At 63.1% G+C, this 20,455-nt stretch carries 25 protein-coding genes; 7 read left to right on the top strand and 18 right to left on the bottom strand.

What is annotated here, in order from left to right:
- Positions 1 to 22: 22 nt before the first annotated feature.
- On the top strand, positions 23 to 916 hold the full coding sequence (gene ttcA / locus FJ973_RS27535) for a tRNA 2-thiocytidine(32) synthetase TtcA (protein ID WP_140493845.1): 894 nt from the start codon (positions 23 to 25) through the stop codon (positions 914 to 916).
- A complete protein-coding gene (locus tag FJ973_RS27530; RefSeq protein WP_140522050.1) occupies positions 906 to 1,733 on the top strand; it encodes an inositol monophosphatase family protein in 828 nt (275 codons plus the stop codon). Before ttcA ends, FJ973_RS27530 begins: the two co-directional genes overlap by 11 nt.
- Before the next feature lie 47 nt (positions 1,734 to 1,780).
- On the opposite strand, the gene FJ973_RS27525 is transcribed toward FJ973_RS27530, so the two are convergent.
- The 6 genes from FJ973_RS27525 to FJ973_RS27500 all read right to left on the bottom strand — a co-directional run bounded on the left by FJ973_RS27525 (position 1,781) and on the right by FJ973_RS27500 (position 8,469).
- Complete coding sequence (locus FJ973_RS27525; protein WP_140493841.1) at positions 1,781 to 3,049, bottom strand: multidrug effflux MFS transporter; 1,269 nt, start codon at positions 3,047 to 3,049, stop codon at positions 1,781 to 1,783.
- A gap of 141 nt (positions 3,050 to 3,190) precedes the next feature.
- Positions 3,191 to 3,526 (bottom strand): Grx4 family monothiol glutaredoxin, encoded by a 336-nt coding sequence (gene grxD, locus FJ973_RS27520; protein ID WP_013532137.1) that lies wholly within the window; start codon positions 3,524 to 3,526, stop codon positions 3,191 to 3,193.
- A 153-nt stretch (positions 3,527 to 3,679) separates the two neighbouring features.
- On the bottom strand, positions 3,680 to 3,913 hold the full coding sequence (locus FJ973_RS27515) for a BolA family transcriptional regulator (RefSeq protein WP_140493839.1): 234 nt from the start codon (positions 3,911 to 3,913) through the stop codon (positions 3,680 to 3,682).
- Positions 3,914 to 4,035: 122 nt separating this feature from the next.
- Positions 4,036 to 4,569 carry a hypothetical protein gene (locus tag FJ973_RS27510; protein ID WP_140558548.1) on the bottom strand — a complete coding sequence of 178 codons (534 nt, stop codon included), beginning with the start codon at positions 4,567 to 4,569 and terminating at the stop codon, positions 4,036 to 4,038.
- 47 nt (positions 4,570 to 4,616) lie between these two features.
- Positions 4,617 to 6,848 carry a phosphoribosylformylglycinamidine synthase subunit PurL gene (purL, locus tag FJ973_RS27505; protein WP_140558546.1) on the bottom strand — a complete coding sequence of 744 codons (2,232 nt, stop codon included), beginning with the start codon at positions 6,846 to 6,848 and terminating at the stop codon, positions 4,617 to 4,619.
- A gap of 214 nt (positions 6,849 to 7,062) precedes the next feature.
- Entirely contained in the window at positions 7,063 to 8,469 is a 1,407-nt protein-coding gene (locus tag FJ973_RS27500) for a PLP-dependent aminotransferase family protein (RefSeq protein ID WP_140558544.1), read from the bottom strand.
- 94 nt (positions 8,470 to 8,563) lie between these two features.
- On the opposite strand from FJ973_RS27500, the gene FJ973_RS27495 reads away from it, so the two are divergent.
- Positions 8,564 to 8,809, top strand: a complete 246-nt coding sequence (locus tag FJ973_RS27495) for a DUF1127 domain-containing protein (RefSeq protein WP_140493830.1) — start codon at positions 8,564 to 8,566, stop codon at positions 8,807 to 8,809.
- A gap of 18 nt (positions 8,810 to 8,827) precedes the next feature.
- Here FJ973_RS27495 and FJ973_RS27490 read toward each other — a convergent pair whose 3' ends face one another.
- The 6 genes from FJ973_RS27490 to purC form a co-directional block, all read right to left on the bottom strand.
- A complete protein-coding gene (locus FJ973_RS27490; RefSeq protein WP_140493828.1) occupies positions 8,828 to 9,484 on the bottom strand; it encodes a Pr6Pr family membrane protein in 657 nt (218 codons plus the stop codon).
- A gap of 1 nt (position 9,485) precedes the next feature.
- The gene (locus FJ973_RS27485; RefSeq protein ID WP_140517698.1) at positions 9,486 to 9,896 is read right to left on the bottom strand and encodes a hypothetical protein; all 411 of its coding nucleotides are present in this window, start codon (positions 9,894 to 9,896) and stop codon (positions 9,486 to 9,488) included.
- 41 nt (positions 9,897 to 9,937) lie between these two features.
- Complete coding sequence (purQ, locus tag FJ973_RS27480) at positions 9,938 to 10,606, bottom strand: phosphoribosylformylglycinamidine synthase subunit PurQ (RefSeq protein WP_140493824.1); 669 nt, start codon at positions 10,604 to 10,606, stop codon at positions 9,938 to 9,940.
- A 106-nt stretch (positions 10,607 to 10,712) separates the two neighbouring features.
- Positions 10,713 to 10,937 (bottom strand): hypothetical protein, encoded by a 225-nt coding sequence (locus FJ973_RS27475; protein ID WP_246670994.1) that lies wholly within the window; start codon positions 10,935 to 10,937, stop codon positions 10,713 to 10,715.
- Between the two features lie 38 nt (positions 10,938 to 10,975).
- On the bottom strand, positions 10,976 to 11,215 hold the full coding sequence (gene purS / locus FJ973_RS27470; protein WP_140517697.1) for a phosphoribosylformylglycinamidine synthase subunit PurS: 240 nt from the start codon (positions 11,213 to 11,215) through the stop codon (positions 10,976 to 10,978).
- Between the two features lie 69 nt (positions 11,216 to 11,284).
- On the bottom strand, positions 11,285 to 12,079 hold the full coding sequence (purC, locus tag FJ973_RS27465; RefSeq protein WP_127282327.1) for a phosphoribosylaminoimidazolesuccinocarboxamide synthase: 795 nt from the start codon (positions 12,077 to 12,079) through the stop codon (positions 11,285 to 11,287).
- 275 nt (positions 12,080 to 12,354) lie between these two features.
- On the opposite strand from purC, the gene FJ973_RS27460 reads away from it, so the two are divergent.
- Entirely contained in the window at positions 12,355 to 12,675 is a 321-nt protein-coding gene (locus FJ973_RS27460; protein WP_140493820.1) for a DUF1476 domain-containing protein, read from the top strand.
- A 163-nt stretch (positions 12,676 to 12,838) separates the two neighbouring features.
- Positions 12,839 to 13,612, top strand: coding sequence for an HpcH/HpaI aldolase/citrate lyase family protein (locus FJ973_RS27455; protein ID WP_140558543.1), 774 nt, complete (start codon positions 12,839 to 12,841; stop codon positions 13,610 to 13,612).
- Positions 13,613 to 13,635: 23 nt separating this feature from the next.
- Here FJ973_RS27455 and FJ973_RS27450 read toward each other — a convergent pair whose 3' ends face one another.
- Positions 13,636 to 14,190, bottom strand: coding sequence for an alpha/beta hydrolase (locus FJ973_RS27450; protein ID WP_140558541.1), 555 nt, complete (start codon positions 14,188 to 14,190; stop codon positions 13,636 to 13,638).
- A 244-nt stretch (positions 14,191 to 14,434) separates the two neighbouring features.
- Here FJ973_RS27450 and FJ973_RS27445 point away from each other — a divergent pair, with 244 nt between their 5' ends.
- Positions 14,435 to 15,247, top strand: a complete 813-nt coding sequence (locus FJ973_RS27445) for a VOC family protein (protein WP_140522064.1) — start codon at positions 14,435 to 14,437, stop codon at positions 15,245 to 15,247.
- A gap of 60 nt (positions 15,248 to 15,307) precedes the next feature.
- On the opposite strand, the gene purB is transcribed toward FJ973_RS27445, so the two are convergent.
- The 3 genes from purB to FJ973_RS27430 are packed head-to-tail and all read right to left on the bottom strand — an operon-like array spanning position 15,308 to position 17,921.
- Positions 15,308 to 16,615 carry an adenylosuccinate lyase gene (gene purB, locus FJ973_RS27440; protein ID WP_140522066.1) on the bottom strand — a complete coding sequence of 436 codons (1,308 nt, stop codon included), beginning with the start codon at positions 16,613 to 16,615 and terminating at the stop codon, positions 15,308 to 15,310.
- A gap of 59 nt (positions 16,616 to 16,674) precedes the next feature.
- Complete coding sequence (locus FJ973_RS27435) at positions 16,675 to 17,199, bottom strand: hypothetical protein (RefSeq protein WP_224519150.1); 525 nt, start codon at positions 17,197 to 17,199, stop codon at positions 16,675 to 16,677.
- Positions 17,196 to 17,921: a DUF2259 domain-containing protein gene (locus tag FJ973_RS27430; RefSeq protein ID WP_140493810.1), complete on the bottom strand. Its 726-nt coding sequence runs from the start codon at positions 17,919 to 17,921 to the stop codon at positions 17,196 to 17,198. Before FJ973_RS27430 ends, FJ973_RS27435 begins: the two co-directional genes overlap by 4 nt.
- Positions 17,922 to 18,059: 138 nt before the next feature.
- On the opposite strand from FJ973_RS27430, the gene FJ973_RS27425 reads away from it, so the two are divergent.
- Positions 18,060 to 18,314: a DUF2171 domain-containing protein gene (locus FJ973_RS27425; protein WP_140558539.1), complete on the top strand. Its 255-nt coding sequence runs from the start codon at positions 18,060 to 18,062 to the stop codon at positions 18,312 to 18,314.
- A gap of 11 nt (positions 18,315 to 18,325) precedes the next feature.
- Here the strand turns inward: FJ973_RS27425 and FJ973_RS27420 are convergent, their stop codons facing one another.
- Together FJ973_RS27420 and FJ973_RS27415 are read right to left on the bottom strand one after the other, a co-directional pair.
- Positions 18,326 to 19,345, bottom strand: coding sequence for a P1 family peptidase (locus FJ973_RS27420; protein WP_140493806.1), 1,020 nt, complete (start codon positions 19,343 to 19,345; stop codon positions 18,326 to 18,328).
- Complete coding sequence (locus tag FJ973_RS27415; RefSeq protein WP_140558537.1) at positions 19,345 to 20,418, bottom strand: branched-chain amino acid ABC transporter substrate-binding protein; 1,074 nt, start codon at positions 20,416 to 20,418, stop codon at positions 19,345 to 19,347. Before FJ973_RS27415 ends, FJ973_RS27420 begins: the two co-directional genes overlap by 1 nt.
- Between the last annotated feature and the right edge of the window lie 37 nt (positions 20,419 to 20,455).

The raw sequence follows: 20,455 nt of genomic DNA, 5'->3' as shown, positions 1-20,455 counted from the left end.
TCCAGGATTTGGAACCGACGCCATGAACATGCTGCCAGACGCTCAATCGCTTGAGCAGGCCGCCGACATCGAAGGCGGTTTTCACCCGCTGTTCGCCGATGTGCCGTCTTCGGTCGAGTTCAACAAATTGCGCAAGCGGCTGCTGCGGCTGACCCGCCAGGCGATCGAGGATTTTTCGATGGTCAGGCCAGGCGAGCGCTGGCTGGTGGCCCTGTCGGGCGGCAAGGATTCCTACGGCCTGCTTGCCATGCTGCTGGACCTCAAATGGCGCGGCCTGCTGCCGGTGGAGCTGCTGGCCTGCAATCTCGACCAGGGCCAGCCGAACTTTCCCAAGCACATCCTGCCCGATTACCTCAATGCCCACGGCATTGCACACCGCATCGAATACCAGGACACCTACTCCGTCGTCACCGACAAGCTGCCGCAGGGCAGCACCTATTGCTCGCTCTGTTCACGCCTGCGGCGTGGTCATCTCTATCGCGTAGCCCGAGAGGAGGGGTGCTCGGCGCTGGTGCTCGGCCATCATCGCGAGGACATTCTCGAAACCTTCTTCATGAACCTGTTCCACGGCGGCCGTCTCGCCGCCATGCCGCCAAAGCTGCTCAACGACGAGGGCGACGTCATGGTGCTGCGGCCGCTGAGCTATTGCGCCGAAATCGATCTGGAAAAGCTCGCCGCGGCGATGCGGTTCCCGATCATCCCTTGCGATCTCTGCGGCAGCCAGGAAGGTCTCCAGCGCAACGCCATGAAGGCCATGCTCGACGATATCGAAAAGCGCATGCCCGGGCGCAAGGACACGATGCTGCGTGCGTTGTCCAACACCAGGCCGTCGCATCTGCTCGACAGGAAACTGTTCGATTTCGCCGCACTCGATGAAACGCTCTCCAGCAGGCAAGACATTTCCGATGACATTTGACGATACCGCGATCGACTGGCTGGCCAGCACCCTGGCCGAAGCAGCCGAAGCCGAAATCATGCCGCGCTTTCGCCGGTTGGGCGGCGGCGACGTCCGCCAGAAGACGTCGGCCGCCGACCTGGTGACGGAAGCCGACGTCAGTGCCGAGCGGCTGATCACCGCCAAGCTGCGTGAGCGCTACCCAACGGCCATGATTGTCGGCGAGGAAGCCTGTTCCGACAATCCGGCGCTGCTCGACGGTCTTGGCGATGCCGATCTGGCTTTCACCATCGATCCGGTGGACGGCACTTTCAATTTCGCTTCCGGCGTGCCGTTGTTCGGCGTCATGCTGGGTGTCGTGGTCCGGGGTGAGACCGTCGCAGGCATCATCCACGATCCGGTCGGCAAGGACTGGCTGATCGGCGCCAGGGGCGCCGGCAGCCATATCAGGCACGCGCATGGCAACCTGGAAAAAGTGCGTGTCGCGGCGCCCGTGCCGATCTCGGGAATGACCGGCTCCGTCTCCTGGCAGTACATGGCCGAACCAGAGCGGTCGCGGCTGGCGCGCAACCAGACGAAAATCCTGTCGCAATTCGCCTATCGCTGCGCCGCGCATGAATATCGCCTGCTGGCCAGCGGCCATGCCCATTTCGTCGTCTACAACAAGCTGATGCCGTGGGACCATCTGCCCGGTGTCCTGATTCATGCCGAGGCCGGCGGCCACGCCGCGCGTTTCGACGCCAGTGCCTACCTACCGTCGCATGTCGGCGGCGGCCTGCTTGTCGCACCCGACCGGGAAAGCTGGCGCGAGTTGCGCAGCGAACTCTGGGCGCAATAGCCGGCTGCCAATTCGATTACCCAGCCGAGCGCCGCAAAGGCGACAATTCAATGCAGATCGGCAATGTGCCCCGAGACGGGTTGATTCTGCGGCTGGAACATCTTGCCGCGTTCGGCGATGAAGATCATCAGCAGGGCTGCGACCGAGACGCTGCAGAAGCCGGCGGCCAATGGCGTCACCGTGCCGTTGAAAGCCTGGCCGATCAGCGTGCCGAGAATGCCGCCGAGAAACGTCTGCATGAAGCCCAGGATGGACGAGGCCGTGCCGGCCAGCTGACCAAGCGGCTCCATAGCCAAGGCATTGAAATTCGCGCCGAGCGCACCGAAAGGGAGCATGGCGCAGGCAAAGAAGGTGACGAACAGCCAGAGCGGCATCTTCATTTCCAGCGAAACGACCAGCCAGGCCAGGCTGATGACCAGAAACAACAGCAGCGCGCTCTGCGACAGGCGGCGCATGCCGATGCGGCCGACAAGACGCGAGTTCAGATAGTTGGAGAAGGCGAGCACGCCGGCAACGCCGGCAAAGATGACCGGAAACAATTCGCCGACATTGAATATGTCGACATAAATCTGCTGCGCCGAGGCGATGAAGCCGAACATGGCGCCGAAGATGAACGTACTGGCGAAGGCATAGCAGATCGCGACGCGGTTGGTCAGCACGATGCGGAACCCGCCGACAATGGCATTGACGGTCAATGGCCGGCGATATTCCGGATGTAGCGTCTCGGGCAGGCGCAGCAGCGACCAGGCCGAGACGACAAGCGCGCCGACGGCCATGGTGACGAAGATCAAATGCCAGGTCGCGAACAGCATGATGAACTGGCCGATGCCGGGAGCAATCACCGGGATCGCCATGAACACCATGAAGATCAGCGACATCACCTCGGCCATGCGCCGGCCATCGAACGTGTCGCGCACGATCGAGACGGCGATGACGCGGGTCGCGGCCGCACCGATGCCTTGCACGGCCCGGCAAAGTAGAAGCGTTTCAAAGCTTGGCGATATGGCGGCCGCGGCGGCCGCCGCCACATAAATGATCAGGCCGGCGACAAGCGGCGCACGGCGCCCGAATCGGTCCGAGAGCGGTCCGAAAAACAGCTGTCCGCCGCCAAAACCCAGAATATAGGCGGTGATGACATATTGCCGGTGGTTTTCGTTCTCGACGCCAAGCGAGGCGCCGATCTGCTGCAGCGCCGGCAGCATGATGTCGATGGCCAACGAATTGAGCGCCATCAGCGCTGCGCACAGCGCGATGAACTCCCAGCGCGGAATGGGCAATTTGCTTGCCGATTGCGGTGCTGACGTCTGCTGGTCCACGGCAAGTCCGATCTCTCAAACGAAAACGCGCCGGTGGCCCGGCGCATTGGCTCGTCCTGGTCCGGGTCCCGGACGCAAAATTGCCGAGGCGGGGCTGCCCCGGTGCTCAGGGCATGTCGACGGCGACATGCCCAACCGAAATCAGGCGGCGCCTTTGACGCTCACGCCCTTCTCGACAAGGAATGTCTGCAACTCGCCCGCCTGGAACATTTCGCGCACGATGTCGCAGCCACCGACGAATTCGCCCTTGACGTAGAGCTGAGGGATCGTCGGCCAGTTGGAGTATTCCTTGATGCCCTGGCGCAGCTCGGCCGAATCCAGCACGTTCACGCCTTTGTAGTCGGCGCCGATATAGTCGAGGATCTGGACAACCTGGCCGGAAAATCCGCATTGCGGGAAACCGGGCGTGCCCTTCATGAAAAGCACGACGTCGTTGCCCTTCACCTCGTTGTCAATGTAGTCGTTGATGCCGCTCATAGAATATCCTTTCCCGCCTGTGGGAGTCAGGCTCGAAGCTTTTCCATCAGATAAACCCATAGGTTGCCCGAAACAAGACTTTAGCCGCGTGGTGGCCTGAATGGCGCAAAAGATGCGGCGTTTTGGGCCAAGCGACTTTGGCGTTGGAAGCCCCTAGTCCGGCACGCTGGTCTGCAGCGCCAGCGCGTGCAGCACGCCGCCCATATTGCCCTTCAGCGCGTCATACACCATCTGGTGCTGCTGCACGCGGCTTTTTCCGCGAAAGCTCTCGGCCACGACTTCGGCCGCATAGTGATCGCCGTCGCCGGCAAGGTCACGGATGGTCACCCTGGCATCCGGGATGCCCTCCTTGATCAGTTTTTCGATGTCGCGGGCATCCATTGCCATGGCAAGTTCCTGTTTTCGGGCGGGCTGCGGCATGGCTGCCCGTGCGATGAGAGTCGGAGTGAACCTAAAGCCTTTCCGGCCGGGATTGAAGCCGTTCCGTCCAGCCCCAGCGCGATTGTGGCTCACGACGCGTCCTCGCTCTGACCGCCGGCGTCGTCTGCGGGGTCGTCCTCGGGCGTCGAGAAGGTCCGCCCAAGGCTGAAGGTCAGCACATAGAGGGGAAGGTTGATCGCCAGGTTGGCAATCGGCAGGTAGGCGGTCATCCGCCAGACGGGCGAGAAGAACGGCTGGCCGTAGCCATCGCAGGCCAGCGAGGAGCCATACTCCCACAGTGCCCCCAATGCGGCCGCGACGGCGAAAAGTTTTATGCAGGTGAAGATGTGCCTTGTCCGTGCCCGGTCCGGCAGAAGCCGGCTCCAAAGCACTAGGCAGACAAGCGGAACTGCATAGAAAAGGTTTTGTAGGCCAAGCATCGGAAGCGTGTCGTTGGCCGCGGCGAGGAACTCCGCGCGTGTATCCAACCGGGCGCAGACCTCGCTCGATGTCGTAGACAGCAGGAAAAAGACGAACGGGCCGAGAAACCAGAAGAAGAACAGCGATGGCCAGAAGACGACTGCAAGCAGTGCCCGGACGGCCAGTTTCCTGTGGTTGAGCATGATTTTTCCGAAAAAATCGTTTCCCACTTTTCGGGATCACGCTCTGCTCAAATGGCCTGATCCATGAAGCGCGGGAACCAGCCTTCGTGCGCGGCGGTCAATTCGCCGAGCGGGATCGCCCGTGCCTCGCCGAGTTTCAGCGTGTTGCCGCCGGTCGAGCCGATCCAGGGCGCGAAAATGGCGAGTTCGCTTTGCTGTTTGCGGATCGCGTCCCAGTCCTCACTGTCTGGATCGATTGACAGCGTGAGGAGATAGCGGCCCTGGTCCTCGCCGAACCAGACCGGAATAGGATCGGTGCCGGCCAGTCCGGGGACCGTCGCGCCGATGCCTGATGCCATCGCCATCTCGGCCAGCGCGACCGCAATGCCGCCGTCGGAAACGTCGTGAGCCGCGGTGACGATGCCGGACGCGATGAGGGCGCGCACATGGTCGCCGACACGCTTTTCATGGTCGAGGTCGACCGGCGGCGGCGGGCCGTCGCTGCGGCCGTGGATGTCGCGCAAGTAGACCGATTGGCCGAGATGCGTGCCCCATGAGGCCGGCGCGCCGACCAGCAGGATCATCTGGCCTTGCTCAGCGAAGCCGGCCCGCACCATCTTCGACCAGTCGGCGATCAGCCCGACGCCGCCGATGGTCGGCGTCGGCAGGATGCCCTGGCCATTGGTTTCGTTGTAGAGCGAGACATTGCCCGAAACGATCGGGAAGCCGAGCGCGCGGCAGGCATCGCCAATGCCCTTCACCGCGCCGACCAACTGACCCATGATCTCCGGCCGTTCCGGATTGCCGAAATTGAGATTGTCGGTGGCGGCCAGCGGCAGCGCGCCGGTGGCGGTCAGGTTGCGCCAGCATTCGGCCACCGCCTGCTTGCCGCCCTCATAGGGATCGGCCTCGCAATAGCGCGGCGTCACGTCCGACGAGAAAGCCAGCGCTTTGGTCGGATGGCCTTCGACCCGCACCACGCCGGCATCGCCACCGGGAAGCTGCAGCGAATTGCCCTGGATCAGCGTGTCGTACTGTTCCCACACCCAGCGGCGCGACGACAGGTCAGGGCCGCCGAGCAGCTTCAGCAGTGCGTCGGCGACATCGGCCTGCGGAATGTCATTGGCCGCAAGCGGCGCCGGCTTCTTCGGCTCGATCCACGGACGGTCATATTCCGGTGCCTTGTCGCCGAGATCCTTGATCGGCAGGTCCGCAACCTGATCACCCTGATGCAGGACGCGAAAGCGCAGATCGTCGGTCGTCTTGCCGACAATGGCGAAGTCGAGCCCCCATTTGTGGAAGATCGCCTCGGCCTCCTTTTCCTTTTCGGGGCGCAGCACCATCAGCATGCGCTCCTGGCTTTCCGACAGCATCATCTCGTAGGCGCTCATGCGCTCCTCGCGCACCGGAACCTTGTCGAGCTCGAGCTCGATGCCGAGATCCCCCTTGGCGCCCATCTCGACCGCCGAGCAGGTAAGGCCGGCAGCACCCATGTCCTGGATAGCGATGACCGCACCGGACGCCATCAGTTCGAGACATGCTTCAAGCAGGCACTTTTCGGTGAAGGGATCGCCGACCTGCACGGTCGGGCGCTTCTCGTCGATCTTGTCGTCGAATTCGGCCGAGGCCATGGTGGCGCCGCCGACGCCGTCGCGACCGGTCTTGGCGCCGAGATAGACGACCGGCAGGCCGACGCCCTTGGCCTCCGACAGGAAAATCGCGTCCGTCTTGGCAAGACCCGCGGCAAAAGCGTTGACCAGGATATTGCCGTTGTAGCGGGCGTCGAAATTGACCTCGCCGCCGACCGTCGGCACGCCGAAGGAATTGCCGTAGCCGCCGACGCCGGAAACCACTCCCGCCACCAGGTGCCTGGTCTTGGGATGATCGGGAGCACCGAAGCGCAAGGCGTTCATCGCCGCGATCGGCCGCGCGCCCATGGTGAAGACATCGCGCAATATGCCGCCGACGCCTGTCGCCGCCCCTTGGTAGGGCTCGATAAAGGAGGGGTGGTTGTGGCTCTCCATCTTGAAGACGACGCAGTCGCCGTCGCCGATATCGACCACGCCGGCATTCTCGCCCGGTCCCTGGATGACCCGCGGGCCGGTCGTCGGCAGCGTGCGCAGCCATTTCTTCGAGGATTTATACGAGCAATGCTCGTTCCACATCGCCGAGAAGATGCCAAGTTCGGTGAAGCTCGGCTCGCGCCCGACGAGGTCGAGGATGCGCTGGTATTCGTCTGGCTTCAGCCCGTGCGCGGCAATGAGCTCGGGCGTGATCGGCACGGAATTGGAAATGGTCATGGGCGGCGGTTTTTATCCGTGGGAGCTTGGGATTTTGAGTCTCCTCTTATCGCAAGCTTTGCGGCCGATACACCCATGGACCGACGAAAAGTGGCTGAATCCGGAGAAAGCCACGGCGCCTTGAACGCGCGTCCCACCGGACCGGACTCAACCGATGCGCCTCGGGTCTTGCCTGGAGGCATCCTGAACCGCCGGCGCTCCAAGGCGATGCGGATCAGGAAAAACTGTCGTAGCCGGCGCGGCCTTCGTCGAGGAGCCTCCGGATCGCCGCAACGCCGTCCGCGATGTCCTTGCGCTGCCTCGGCTGCGAAATGCCGAAGCGCACACCGTGGAAGACCTGCTCGGAACGGCCCGCCTTGAACTCGTCTTCGTCGTCGATCAGCACGCCGTGCTCGAGGCAGGCGTTCTTGAACGTGCCGGAAAGCCAGGGGTCGGGCAAGGTCAGCCAGACAAAGGGTATATTGTCCCGCGACTTGAATTCGAAGCCGGCCAAAGTCTCGCACACAATGGCGGTGCGGGCGTTGATTTCGGCGATGGCGCGTTTGCGTATGTCCGCGGCCTGGCCCGACAGCACCAGCCGGGCATTCACCTCGGCCAGCAGGAAAGGCATGCCGCCGGTCATCATCTTATGGGCAACACGGATGCGATGGCGATAAGCGGGCGGGCAGGAAAGCCAGCCGCCGCGAACGCCGGCCGCTACCGATTTCGACAGGCCGCCTGCGACGATGGTGCGCTCGGGTGCATAGTCGGCCAGCATTGGCGTCGGATCTTCGGTCAGGCCGCCGTAAAGATCGTCCTCGATAATGACGACATTGTATTCACGCGCGATCCGCGCGATTGCCTCACGTCGCGCTGCCGGCAGGATCGCCAGCGTCGGATTCTGCACCGTAGGCATCAGAAAGATCATCTTCGGATGCTTTTGCGCGCAGACGCGCTCGAAATCGTCGGGGTCGAGACCCTGATGGTCCGATGCCACCAGCGCCGTGCGACGACCGATCAGGCCGGCGCTGCGCGAAATCTGCGAATAGGTCAGGTGCTCGAAGGCGACGTAATCGCCGGGCGTGGTCAGTGCGGCGATCGCCGCCATGACAGCGGCATGGGTACCGAGCGTCGGCACGATCGTATCGGCGCTCGGTCGAAACGAGTTGCGCGACAGCCAACTGGCGCCGGCCTCGAACCAGCGCTCGGGAAAATCCCGCGTGTAGCTCGAAATCTCATGCGCATGATCCGAAGCCGTGCGCGACAGCACTTCGGTGACGATGGCGCCCTGGCCGACATCGGGCGCCGCGGTGCTGTCGAAGCGCAGCTTGCCGCGCGGCGCATCGATGTCGCGCGTGCCTTGCGCGTCCGGCGCTATGAAGTCGGGCTTCGCGTTCTGCCGGCCGAGGACATAGGTGCCGCGCCCGACCTCGCCGCTGACCAGCCCGCGCTCGCGCAGCAATTGATAGGCCCTGCCGACCGTGCCGACGGTTGCGCCGATGTCATAGGCGAGATCCCGCTGCGGTGGCAGCTTTGCCCCGGCGTCGATCACGCCGCGGTCGATATCTGACTCAATGCTGTCAGCAAGGCGCTGATAAAGCGGGCCGGAGCTGGCCGTGAGGTCGGGAAGCCAATTTGTCATGGTGACAATTTTGTATATTGCGTCGAACGATGAGTCAATTCACATGCGTTGTGTGGAATAAAAGAGTGCAATTTGCAGCTTTGGTAGAGCGAAGATGGATACAATCGAGACAATCAGCCAGACAACCGCAGGATTGTTCGCCGCGCGACCTGTGGACCGCGGCGGCTTTGTCAGCCGCATCGTGCGTATGGTCAAATCGCTGGGGCGCTGGATCGACGGCCTGCTGGAGCGCAGGCGCAGCCGGCTCGCCTTGCTGGACATGACCGACGACCAGTTGAAGGACATCGGCATTTCCCGCTGCGACGCCCATCGCGAAGGGATCAGGCCATTCTGGGAATGAACAGGCGCGATGCAATGTTCAATCCTGCTTGCGTGGCTGCACAACTGGCGCCCTGATCCGCGACAGGCCGCGGTCCGCAAGCACGGCGCCAACGCACAGCGCCAGGAAAAGGGCGGTGATGGCCAGCGAGGCGATGGCGACGCTGGCGATGCCGTACCTGGCGACATCGAGGAACGGGTAGGGCACTTCGCCTGTTATGGACGCCCCCGCCAGCGCATAGGCCAGATAAGCGAGCGGATAGAGCATCCACCAGGAAACGTCTCGCCATCGCGTCTTGCCGTCGGCACCGGCGGCCAGCCACCACAGCACGAACAGTGCAGGCGTCACATAGTGCAGCAGCACGTCGCACAGCAGGAACAGGCCCTGCGGCTGCCAGAGGCGTGCCAGCACGGTGGCGTAGACCATGAAGACCACGGTGATGGCGACGGCGACGCCTGCCCGCATCCGCGCTCCGGCAAAGGCCGGAAACCAGGCATGGCCGGCGGGCGACAGCAGCGACGCATGGACGAGCACCGCACCGATGTTGGTCAGGATGGTAAAGAAGCTGAAGTAGAAGACGACCGAACCGATCAGGCCGCGGCCGGCTTCCATCGAGGCCGGAACGGTGATCGAGAACTGCAGGAAAAGACCGGCCAGCCCTGCGACCAGACCCGCGACCTGCAGCAGCCGGCCCATCTTACGCGGCGGCGGCGCAGGCCGGATTGCCGGCCTGCCAGCGGGCGATGTCGGAGCCGATGCGCGCGCCGAGCGGCTCGGCCATCAGCGGACCGAACACGTCTACACGGCTCGAATTGCCTTGCGCCTGCACCACCAGCAGCGGCTTGCCGCCATAATGCTTGGCCGGCACCAGCAGGAAGCGCGGCGTGCCGCTGAACGAATTCAGCTCATTGGCCATCTGGTAGGATTTGAAGGCCGGGTCCTTGCTGGCGATCCAGCATTTGTGGGCGGAGATCGCCACCTGTTCCATGGCCAGCAGCGCGGCGCTCTTGCCGGAAGGCGGCGGAGCGCTCTTCGGACCCGACTGGCAGGATGCCAGCGCAAGGCCGGCGGCAGCCAGGAGAGCAAAGCGAGCAATCGTCAGTCTCATCGTCAGGCCGCCCCCAGGTTCTGAAAGAATTTCGGAAGATATCAGGCGGCGATGCCGAGCGCGCCTTCGAACAACGCCCGGCCGTCATTGCCGCCATGTGCCGCTTCGATCAGGTTCTCGGGATGAGGCATCAGGCCCAGCACATTGCCCTGGCTGCTGATGATGCCGGCGATGTCGTTGATCGAGCCGTTGGGATTGGTGCCGTCCGCATAGCGGAACACCACCTGGCCTTCGCCTTCCAGGCGTGCAAGCGTCTCGGCATCGGCGAAGTAGTTGCCGTCGTGATGCGCCACCGGCGAACGGATGATCTGGCCCGGCTGGTAGCGGCGGGTGAACATGGTGTTGGCGTTGGCGATCTCGAGCTTCACCTGCCGGCAGACGAATTTGAGCGAGGAGTTGCGCATGAGCGCTCCCGGCAGCAGGCCGGCCTCGACCAGGATCTGGAAACCGTTGCAGACGCCGATGACCATGACGCCCTTGGCCGCCTTTTCAGCGACCGCCCGCATCACCGGCATGCGCGCCGCGATCGCGCCGCAGCGCAGATAGTCGCCGAAGGAGAAGCCGCCGGGAATGGCGATCAGGTCGACATCCGGGATTTCGGTGTCGGTCTGCCAGACCGTGGCTGGCGCCTTGCCGGAAATCTTGGTCAGCGCCGCGATCATATCGCGGTCGCGGTTAAGGCCAGGCAAGAGGACGACGGCTGATTTCATTTTGTTGGCACCCTGATCGTTTGGGTCAATCTGATCTGTCTCGTGAGGAACGCCATTTAGTCAGCTATTTCGACGAACCATGAAGGCAATCTCTCATGGTCTTGGATCATAAGGCGTTTGTGCCTTTTTCGGCCAGTTCGCGCAATTCGAGGCGCTGCTCGATTCGCTCCAGACGTTGATCGATACGGCTTGTTATTGAGTAGATATTGTTGATGTCTGTCTGCGTGCTCAACGCCTGCAATCTGATCGCGACGATCTCGTGCTTAACCTCGCCGAGACCATTCTCAAGTCGATCCATTCGCGAATGAATTTTCTTCAGCAGTTCGTACATCGTCGGTGACTTCGGGCATCCGTGCCTCCGGCGCAACCTCAGGTAAGCGTCACACTATAGTTCTCAATCACCGTGTTCGCCAGCAGTCTGTCGCACATGGCCTTGAGATCGGCCTCGGCCTTGGCCTTGTCGGTCCCGGCGAGCTCGACGTCGAACACCTTGCCCTGCCGCACCGAGCCGATGCCGTCAAAACCTAGCCCCGACAGCGCATGCTCGATCGCCTTACCTTGCGGGTCCAGCACGCCGTTTTTGAGGGTTACGGTGATACGGGCTTTCATCGATGCTCCTGAATGATCGGTATCGGTCTGCGCCGGACCTGCCGTTTCCGGCAAGCCCGTTGCTGGCAATTAGTGCTTCATGCCCTTCGGCGGCTCGCTCGACGCGACGAGCACCGGTCCGGTTGGACGCGGCGGCTCGTTCTCGTTCATGATACCGAGACGGCGGGCGACTTCCTGGTAGGCCTCCACGAGGCCGCCCATGTCGCGGCGGAAACGGTCCTTGTCGAGCTTGTCCTGCGTCGCCACGTCCCACAGCCGGCAGGAATCGGGCGAGATCTCGTCGGCTACGACGATGCGCATCATGTCGCCCTCGAACAGGCGTCCGCATTCGATCTTGAAATCGACGAGCTGGATGCCGACGCCCATGAACAGGCCGGACAGGAAGTCGTTGACGCGAATGGCCAGCGCCATGACGTCGTCGATTTCCTGCGGGCTCGCCCAGCCGAAGGCAGTGATGTGCTCTTCAGAGACCATCGGGTCGTCGAGCGCATCGGCCTTGTAATAGAATTCGATGATCGAGCGGGGCAGGACCGTGCCCTCCTCGATGCCAAGGCGCTTGGACAGCGAACCGGCGGCGACATTGCGCACCACCACTTCGAGCGGGATGATCTCGACCTCCTTGATCAGCTGCTCGCGCATGTTGAGCCGGCGGATGAAGTGGGTCGGAATGCCCATCCGGTTGAGATGATTGAAGATGTGCTCGGAAATGCGATTGTTAAGCACGCCCTTGCCATCGACGACTTCGTGTTTTTTCTTGTTGAACGCGGTGGCGTCATCCTTGAAGAACTGGATCAGTGTCCCGGGCTCAGGGCCTTCATAAAGTATCTTGGCCTTGCCTTCATAAATGCGGCGGCGATTTTTCATTTGATTTTTCTCTGGATTTGCGGGCAGGCGGCAAGCGACCAGTTCCTGTCCGTCTGCCTAAATTAGTGTGGCGACGGTGGCGTTCAATGCCGGTGTCTATCGTAATCGCCTTGTTTGCTCAATCGGCAAATCCTTTCAATCAACTGCTTTCGGGACCGAAATGCCGCAGCGCAGCAAGCCACGAAGCGTATTGACCGGCCGCCAGCCTTTTGGTTTGTGCTTCGCCATCACATATTCATCAATGCCAGCGAATCGATTTCCATCGGAGGGACGCCATGAGCAACATGAAGGATCGCGAAGAGGGTTTTGAGCGCAAATTCGTGTTCGACGAGGAGCTTCGGTTCAAGGCGTCGGCGCGCCGCAACAAGGCTCTCGGCCTGTGGGCCGCGGAAAAGCTCGGGAAATCCGGCGCCGAGGCCGACGCCTACGCCAAGGAAGTGGTTGTTTCCGATATCGAGGAAGCCGGCGATCACGACGTCTTCCGCAAGATCCGCAAGGATTTCGACGCTGCCGGCGTCAGCCAGTCGGACCATCAGATCCGCCGCACCATGGACGAATTGATGGCGCAGGCCATCGAGCAGATCAAGAACACCTGATCCGGCCGAAGCAGGTTCCGCAAAAATGTCCCACAATTTTGCGACGGAACCTGCGGCAAAAGAATGACTGGACCAATCGACCGCCCGGCCCAGCCGGGCGGTTTTTCTTTGCGTTTCCCGTCGTTTCCGGCTGAAACTGCGATCCTTAGCGAGGAAAGAGCCGATGTCCCTGAAATCCCGCCTTGCGGCCGATGAAACGCTGGTCACCGCATGGTCAGGCGTGCCGGACGCGCTGACCGTCGAAATCCTTGCCAGGCAGGGCTTCGATGCGGTCACGCTCGACATGCAGCATGGCGGCCATCATGAAGACAGCGTGTTGCGCGGCCTGGCGCCCGTGCTTGCCACCGGCAAGCCGGCATTGGTGCGTATTCCCGTCGGCCGTTTCGACATGGCCAGCCGGGCGCTCGATTTCGGCGCCGAGGCGGTGATTGCGCCGATGGTCAACTCGGTGGCGGATGCAAAACTGTTCGCTGCGGCGATGAAATACCCGCCGGTGGGCGAGCGCTCCTGGGGCCCCACCTATGCCTTCCCACGCCATGGCAAGGGTGATCATGCCGAATGGCTGCGCGACAGCAACCAGCGCACCATGGCCTTCGCCATGGTCGAGACGCGGGCGGCGCTCGATGCGCTGGACGGCATCCTCGATACACCCGGTATCGACGGCATTTTCCTGGGGCCATCGGACTTCTCGATTGCCTGGTCGAACGGCGCGACCGTCGATTCGACGCTCGAAAGCATGATGGAAACGGTGGGTTCGATCGCCGAGCGTACCCGCAAGGCCGGCAAGCATGCGGCGATCTACGTCATCGAACCGGCCATCGCCGGCCGCGTCGTGGCGATGGGCTACCGCCTGCTGGCCACAGGGTCCGAGCACTCGCTGATTTCGCTAGGGGCGAAGACGCTGTTGAAAGGCATCAAGGATTCGATCGGCGGCTGAGAGCCGCGATCCGGTCGAGGTCGTCAGGCCTTCAGTTCGGTTAGAAATTTGGCGAAGGTCATCGAACCTTCGGGCCATGGGCCGAAGCCTGAATCGGTGTTGAGGTGACCGGCTTCACCGGCATCGATGAACAGAGATCCCCAGGCGCCGGCAATGTCCTCGGCGACGTGGAAGGCGCAGAACGGATCGTTGCGGCTGGCAATCACCATGGACGGGAAGGGCAACGGCTCGCGCGAGTAGGGGCCGAACGTCATCAGGTGCCTTGGCCGTACCTCCGGATTGGCGACATCGGGCGGCGCCACGAAGAATGCGCCGGCGACCGGCTTGCGAAACTGCGGGACGGCTTGCACCGCCGCGGCAACGCCAAGGGAATGCGCGACGAGGACGACGGGCTTCTCGGCTTCATTGACCGCTTTTGCCACGCCCGCCGTCCAGTCATCGCGCACGGGCTTCGACCATTCCGCCTGCTCGACGCGCCGCGCGGTCGACAGCTTTGACTGCCAGCGGGTCTGCCAGTGCTCGGGTCCGGAGTTGGTGTAGCCCGGGATGATGAGAATATCTGCGTCTTTGACTTTCATGGCGCTGAGATAGCGAGCGTGATTGCCTCATGCAACCGTCGATGGACACGCTCCTGCTTGCAATGGTGAACACCATGTTCGCTTTTCGCTGTCTTGTGTGAACGATCACGATCGCCGATTTGTCCTCTGGAAAGAAACAGCCGTGAAGGACCGCATTTGGTGCTGACACGATGTACAATGATCGCCGGCGCCGGGCTCCTGACCTCGGGGTTTATGCCAAAGCGTCGCCGCAACGGAGACAATCATGAGCGAACTGCCCTTTGCCGCCACCACGCCGGTGAGCGTTGCCCGGGTCGGGCTGAAGGCGCGCGACGCCGAAAGCCTAGCGGCCTACTATCGCGCTGTTGTCGGCTTGCAGGAATTAAGCCGCGCCGATGGCGCGATCACCCTGGGCGCCGCCAACCGTCCGCTGTTGGTGCTGGAGCCGGACGCCTCGGCCAAGCCTGACGATCCGCGCAGCGCCGGCCTGTTCCACACGGCTTTCCTGCTGCCCAGCCGTGCCGATCTCGGCCGCTGGATCAACCACGCCATATCAGACAAGATCGCCATAGAGGGCGCTTCGGACCATCTGGTCAGCGAAGCGCTGTACCTCACCGATCCCGAGGGCAACGGGATCGAGATCTATGCCGATCGCCGTCCGCAGGACTGGACGTGGAACGGCGACAAGATCGCGATGGCGACCGAACGGCTGAACATTCCTTCGGTCGTCGCCGAAGTGCCGGCGGGCGACGCGGGCTGGCAGGGAGCGCCTGAAAACAGCATTGTCGGCCACGTCCACCTGCGCGTCGGCCGGCCGGAAGAGGCGGAAGCCTGGTGGAAACAGGAATTCGGCTTCGACACGGTGGCGAAGTATGGCGGCCAGGCTGTGTTCCTGTCGTCAGGCCACTACCATCATCATATAGGCGCCAATGCGTGGCAGAGCGCCGGCGCCGGCCGCCGCGACCCGGCCCGGTCGGGCCTTGCCTGGGTCGAGATGCGTTCCGACAACGTGGCCAGTGAAACGACCCGCGAAGATCCGTGGGGCACGGTGATCAGGACCATTCCCGGCAAAGCGTGATCGGCAGTTACGTCCTGCGGTACCTTCTCCTAGTATAGCGACGGGGAGAAGGAAAGCCCCTCACGCCTCTCCGAACACCCGCCGGAAGATCGTGTCGACATGCTTGGTGTGGTAGCCCAGGTCGAATTTCTCGCGGATCTCGGCTTCCGGCAAGACGGCGGTGACGTCATTGTCGGCCAGTAGTTCTTCAAGAAAATCAGCGCCTTGCTCCCACACCTTCATGGCATTGCGCTGCACCAGCCGGTAGGCATCCTCACGGGAGACGCCGGCTTGCGTCAATGCCAGCAGCACGCGCTGTGAATGCACCAGGCCGCGGAACTTGTTCATGTTCTTCAGCATGTTGTCGGGATAGACGAGCAGTTTGTCGATGACGCTGGTCAGCCGCGCCAGCGCGAAATCCAGCGTCACCGTCGCATCCGGCCCGATCATGCGCTCGACGGAGGAATGCGAAATGTCGCGCTCGTGCCAGAGCGCCACATTCTCCATCGCCGGCAGCGCGAAGGAGCGCACCATGCGGGCAAGGCCGGTTAGGTTCTCGGTCAACACCGGGTTGCGCTTGTGCGGCATCGCCGACGAACCTTTCTGGCCAGGCGAAAAATACTCTTCGGCTTCCAGCACCTCGGTGCGCTGCAGATGCCGGATCTCGATCGCCAGCCGCTCCACCGACGATGCGATGACGCCGAGCGTGGCGAAGAACATGGCATGGCGGTCGCGCGGGATCACCTGCGTCGATACGGGCTCCGGCTTCAACCCGAGCTTTGCCGCGACATGCTCTTCCACATAAGGCTCGATATTGGCGAAGGTGCCGACCGCTCCCGAAATGGCGCAGGTGGCTATGTCCTCGCGAGCATGCACGAGCCGCTCGCGGCAGCGCGAAAATTCGGCATAGGCTTGCGCCAGCTTGACGCCGAAGGTGGTCGGCTCGGCATGGATGCCGTGGCTGCGGCCGATGGTGACGGTATCCTTGTGCTCGAAGGCGCGGCGCTTCAGCGCCGCAAGCAGCGCGTCGATGTCGGCCAGCAGCATGTCGCTGGCACGCGTGAGCTGCACCGCGAAACACGTGTCGAGAACGTCCGAGGATGTCATGCCCTGATGGATGAAGCGGGCGTCGGGTCCGACGAATTCGGCGAGATGGGTGAGAAAAGCGATGACGTCGTGCTTGGTGACGCGCTCGATCTCGTCGATCGCATCGACGTCGAACTTTGCGGCATTGCCTTTTTCCCAGATGGTCTTCGCCGCCTGTTTCGGGATGACGCCGAGTTCGGCCAGCGCGTCGCAGGCATGAGCCTCGATCTCGAACCAGATGCGGAACCGGGTTTCGGGCGACCATATGGCCACCATTTCCGGCCGGGAGTAGCGAGGGATCATCGGTCAGTCCTAACGTGTCGAGAAATTTGCCCGCGTCCTAACAGAGGCGGACAAAATGCTCAACGCCGCCGCCGCGCAAACCAGAGGCTGGCGGCAAACAAGGCGAGGAACCCGATCGGGAAATAGAGCCTGATGCCCAGCACCACGAACTGGTAGAGCGCCACCGCCATCGTGAAGACGAACTGAAGCCCCCAGGTGAGGGTGAAGGTGGGTGCATGCCATGCGGCATAGTAGGACCGGTATTGCAAGGCATACAGCCCGGCGGTCAGGCCGATCGTCGCGGCGGCGAGACCCACGAATGCCGCCGCGAAGGCGACTTCCCAGCTCCTTCCGCGCGAGACCAGCCGTGCCGCGAACAGGCCAACAGGAAAGGCCAGAGCGCCGCCGCCTGCAAACAGCAGCGTCACGGTGCGGATTTTATCTGGCGTCACCCAACTTTCCAGCAACAGGTTGAGGAGCGCGCTGGCGCCCATCGTGGCGGCCCAAAGCAGCGCGCCGAGCAGCGCCGTGCCCGGCGTTGGTATGGCGCCGCGGAGGCGGCCCAGGGCGCGATGACGCCTGGCGGGGTGGACGAGCGGTGTCACAGGCGGCCGGTCACCGCGATCCAGCGATAGTCCGGGCCTTCGAAGCCATATTGGCGCACCGCGATCAGCACCGCATAGGCGCTGGGATTGTCCATCGAAAATGTCTGCACGGCTCCGATGCGGTAGCCGTTCGGGCAACCCCGGCTCTTGGGGATCGATTTGTCCTCGTGCAACAACTTCGTCGTACCGCCGGCTTGCGCCTCGACGCGCAGCAGCCGAAAGCCATTGATCTCACCCTGGCTCTCGCAGCCCTTAGTCTCGTTCATGCCGATCTCGTCCAGCCGGAACTCGAGCGGCTGGTCGACTGGCGAGAAGATCGGACGCGGATTGACCGCCATCCGATGCGGGTCGGCGGACATCTCCGTTACCGGGTTGAAGCCTGCGGTGATGCCCTTGTTCGCGGCCAACTCCGCCTGGCTGACGACCGCTTCGCCCTTCTCGCGGGCCTGAATACGAGCCGCCGTCAACGTGGCGTTCTCGTCGTCGAGCCGGACGCGAATAGGCGTTCCCTGGAGAAAGCTGTCGTTGCTGGTGTCGATATAATAGCGATTGGCGTAGGGAAATCCCGATCCATCCTGCACGCCATATTCTTCGAACGCGAAGATGCCGCCGTCCTTGGTGAAGCCCAGGATTTCAAGCTCGGCGACATCCCCGGCCCGGGCGGCGACGACTGCGCAAAACTGCGCAAGCAGGCAAACGGCAAACAGAAGAAGGTTTTGCATGAGGTTTTCCGCCGGCCAACGATATCGCCATTCCCTATCACGACAAGATACCGGCGTCGCGCTGCCCGATAAAGCAAGCGCCATGCATCCAATCGCGGCCTCGTCTGTTATTGTCGGCAGTCCCAATGGAGAACCACCATGACCGACACCAGCAAAATTCGTGAGCATATGGAAGTGATCGGTGCCGATGGCGTTCATGTCGGCACGGTCGACAAAGTCGAGGGGCAGCGGATCAAGCTGACCAAGTCCGACAGCGGTATGGGCACGCATAAGGGGCACCATCATTTCATTCCCCTGAGCCTTGTCGCGGAGGTCGAGGGAAAGAAGGTCTGGCTGTCGGCGAATTCCGACGTCGCGGGCACTTTCGAGGAAGAAAAGTCCGACCCCACCTGATCGCGTATAAGTCAGCGCGAAGACCAGACCGGAAACAGATCGCCCTCGGCGGGCGTCGCGGCGAAAACGCCGCGCGTGATGGCGCGCGCCATCGTGGCGCCTGCCGCGGCATAAAGGTCGATTGCCGCGTCGGCTTCGAGCCGGATACCGCTCCTGCCGGTCGCCAGCGCGAAGACCAGATCGCCATCGGCCGGCGTGTGCGTCGGCCATATGGCCCGCACGAAACCGTCATGCGCTGACATGGCCAGGCGCTTTGCGGCGGCCTTGGTGAGAACGGCATCGGTGGCGATAACGGCGATGGTGGTGTTGCCGCCGGCATCCGCCTTGCCCGTGAACGTCTTGTCGCGAAACTTCAAGAGGATGCTTTTGGCGTCGTCCGGCATTGGCGAGGGATAGCCAAGCCCGCCGAATTCATCGCCGATCTCGAACGGAGCCGCCCAGAAATGGCGGCTTCGGCTGATGGTCACCGAGCCGATCGGATTGACCGCCGCCAGCGCGCCGATGGTGACGCCATTGTCAAGCAGCGTCGAAGCCGAGCCAAGCCCGCTCTTGAGACCGGAGGTCAGCGCGCCGGTGCCGGCGCCGGTCGTGCCGATCTGGAAATCCGAACCGGCGGCCTGCACCGTCTCGTAGCCGAGGTCGCGGTATGGCGGATAGCGGCCCCAGTCCTTGTCGCCGCCATTGCGCAGGTCGAACAGGATCGCCGCCGGCACGATCGGCACGCGAAAGCCGCCGACCTCGAAGCCGATGCCACGCTCGCGCAGTGCTGCCTGTACGCCGGACGCTGCGTCGAGGCCGAAAGCCGACCCGCCCGACAGCACCACGGCATGGACCGTCTCAACCGAATTGTGGGGTTCGAGCAGGTCCGTCTCGCGCGTGCCCGGCGCACCGCCCAGGATCTGGACGCCGGCTACGGCCGGTTCGTCGCAAAGGACCGTCGTCACGCCGGATTTCAGTCGGGCATCGGAGGCGTTGCCGACGCTGAGACCGGCGACATCGGTGATCAGGTTGCGCGGGCCGGTGCGAAACATCAGTTGCTTTCCAACGGTACGAAGCGGGCGCCATCGAACCGGAAGACGCGGTACGGATTCCGGCTGAGGTCGCCCTTCGCATCAAAGCGCACCGGCCCGATCGCCGTGGTGAAATCATGCCCGATGAGCGCTTCCGCAAGCGGCCTGCCGGAGCTTGCGGCTTCCGCCATCGCCGCCTTGGCGGTTTCTACCGCCGCATAGGCCGGCAGCGTGTAGCCGTCCGGCACGATCTTCTGCGAGGCAAACACCTCGAGCACCTTGGGATTGGCGACATCGGCCCATTCCGGGGGAGCGATCATCAGCGTTCCCGTGGCATAGGGCATTGCGCCGGGCGGAGTGCGCAGGTTCTCGCCGCCGGCGAATACGATGCCGGCGTCGAGTTGCGCGGCGTCGCGACCCATGATGGCGATGTCGTCGCCGTCGCCACCGGCAAAGACATGGGTTGCGCCGGCCTTCTTCAGCCGGCCAATCAGACCGATCTGGTTGTCGAGCTGCGGCCGGAACGTATCGACGAACACCGGCTTCAGCGCCGCCTGTTCGGCCGCCGCCCGCAACGTCTCGGCGATCTCACGGCCGTAGATGGTGCCGTCATCGATGACGGCGAACAGTTCGTTCTGCCAAAGCCGGGTAAGGGTGTTGGCGACGGCATTGCGCTCGTCGTCGCCCCTCGGTCCGAGCCGGTAGACCGGCCAGCCGGTCTGGGGACGACGGTCAGTGAGGCTTTCGGTTCGCACGCCAACGGTGATGACGGCGATGCCTGCGTCCTTCAAGATCGGCATCGCCGCCTCGATCGCTTCCGTACAGAGAAATCCCACGACGACATTGACCTTGGCGGTCGCGAATTCCCGGGCTGCCGCGGCACCCCCATCGGCCGTGCAGGCATCGTCGATGGTCTTGAGCTCGATGCCGTTCGCCTGGGCCGCCACTTCGGCGCCGGCTTCGATCTGCCTGCCAAGGATCGCCGAGGATCCGGAGAGCGGCGCGGCAACACCGACGAGCAGCGTCTGGGCGTTGGCGGCGCCGGTTAGCAGCAGCCAGGCCAGCGCGGCAGATATCGTTGCCCCGGGTCGCATCCTGTCGAAGACTTCCTCCAAGCGAGCCCGGATGGTC

This window comes from Mesorhizobium sp. B2-1-3 (assembly GCF_006442495.1).
Taxonomy (GTDB): domain Bacteria; phylum Pseudomonadota; class Alphaproteobacteria; order Rhizobiales; family Rhizobiaceae; genus Mesorhizobium.
This window is presented reverse-complemented; position numbering and strand designations above follow the sequence as displayed.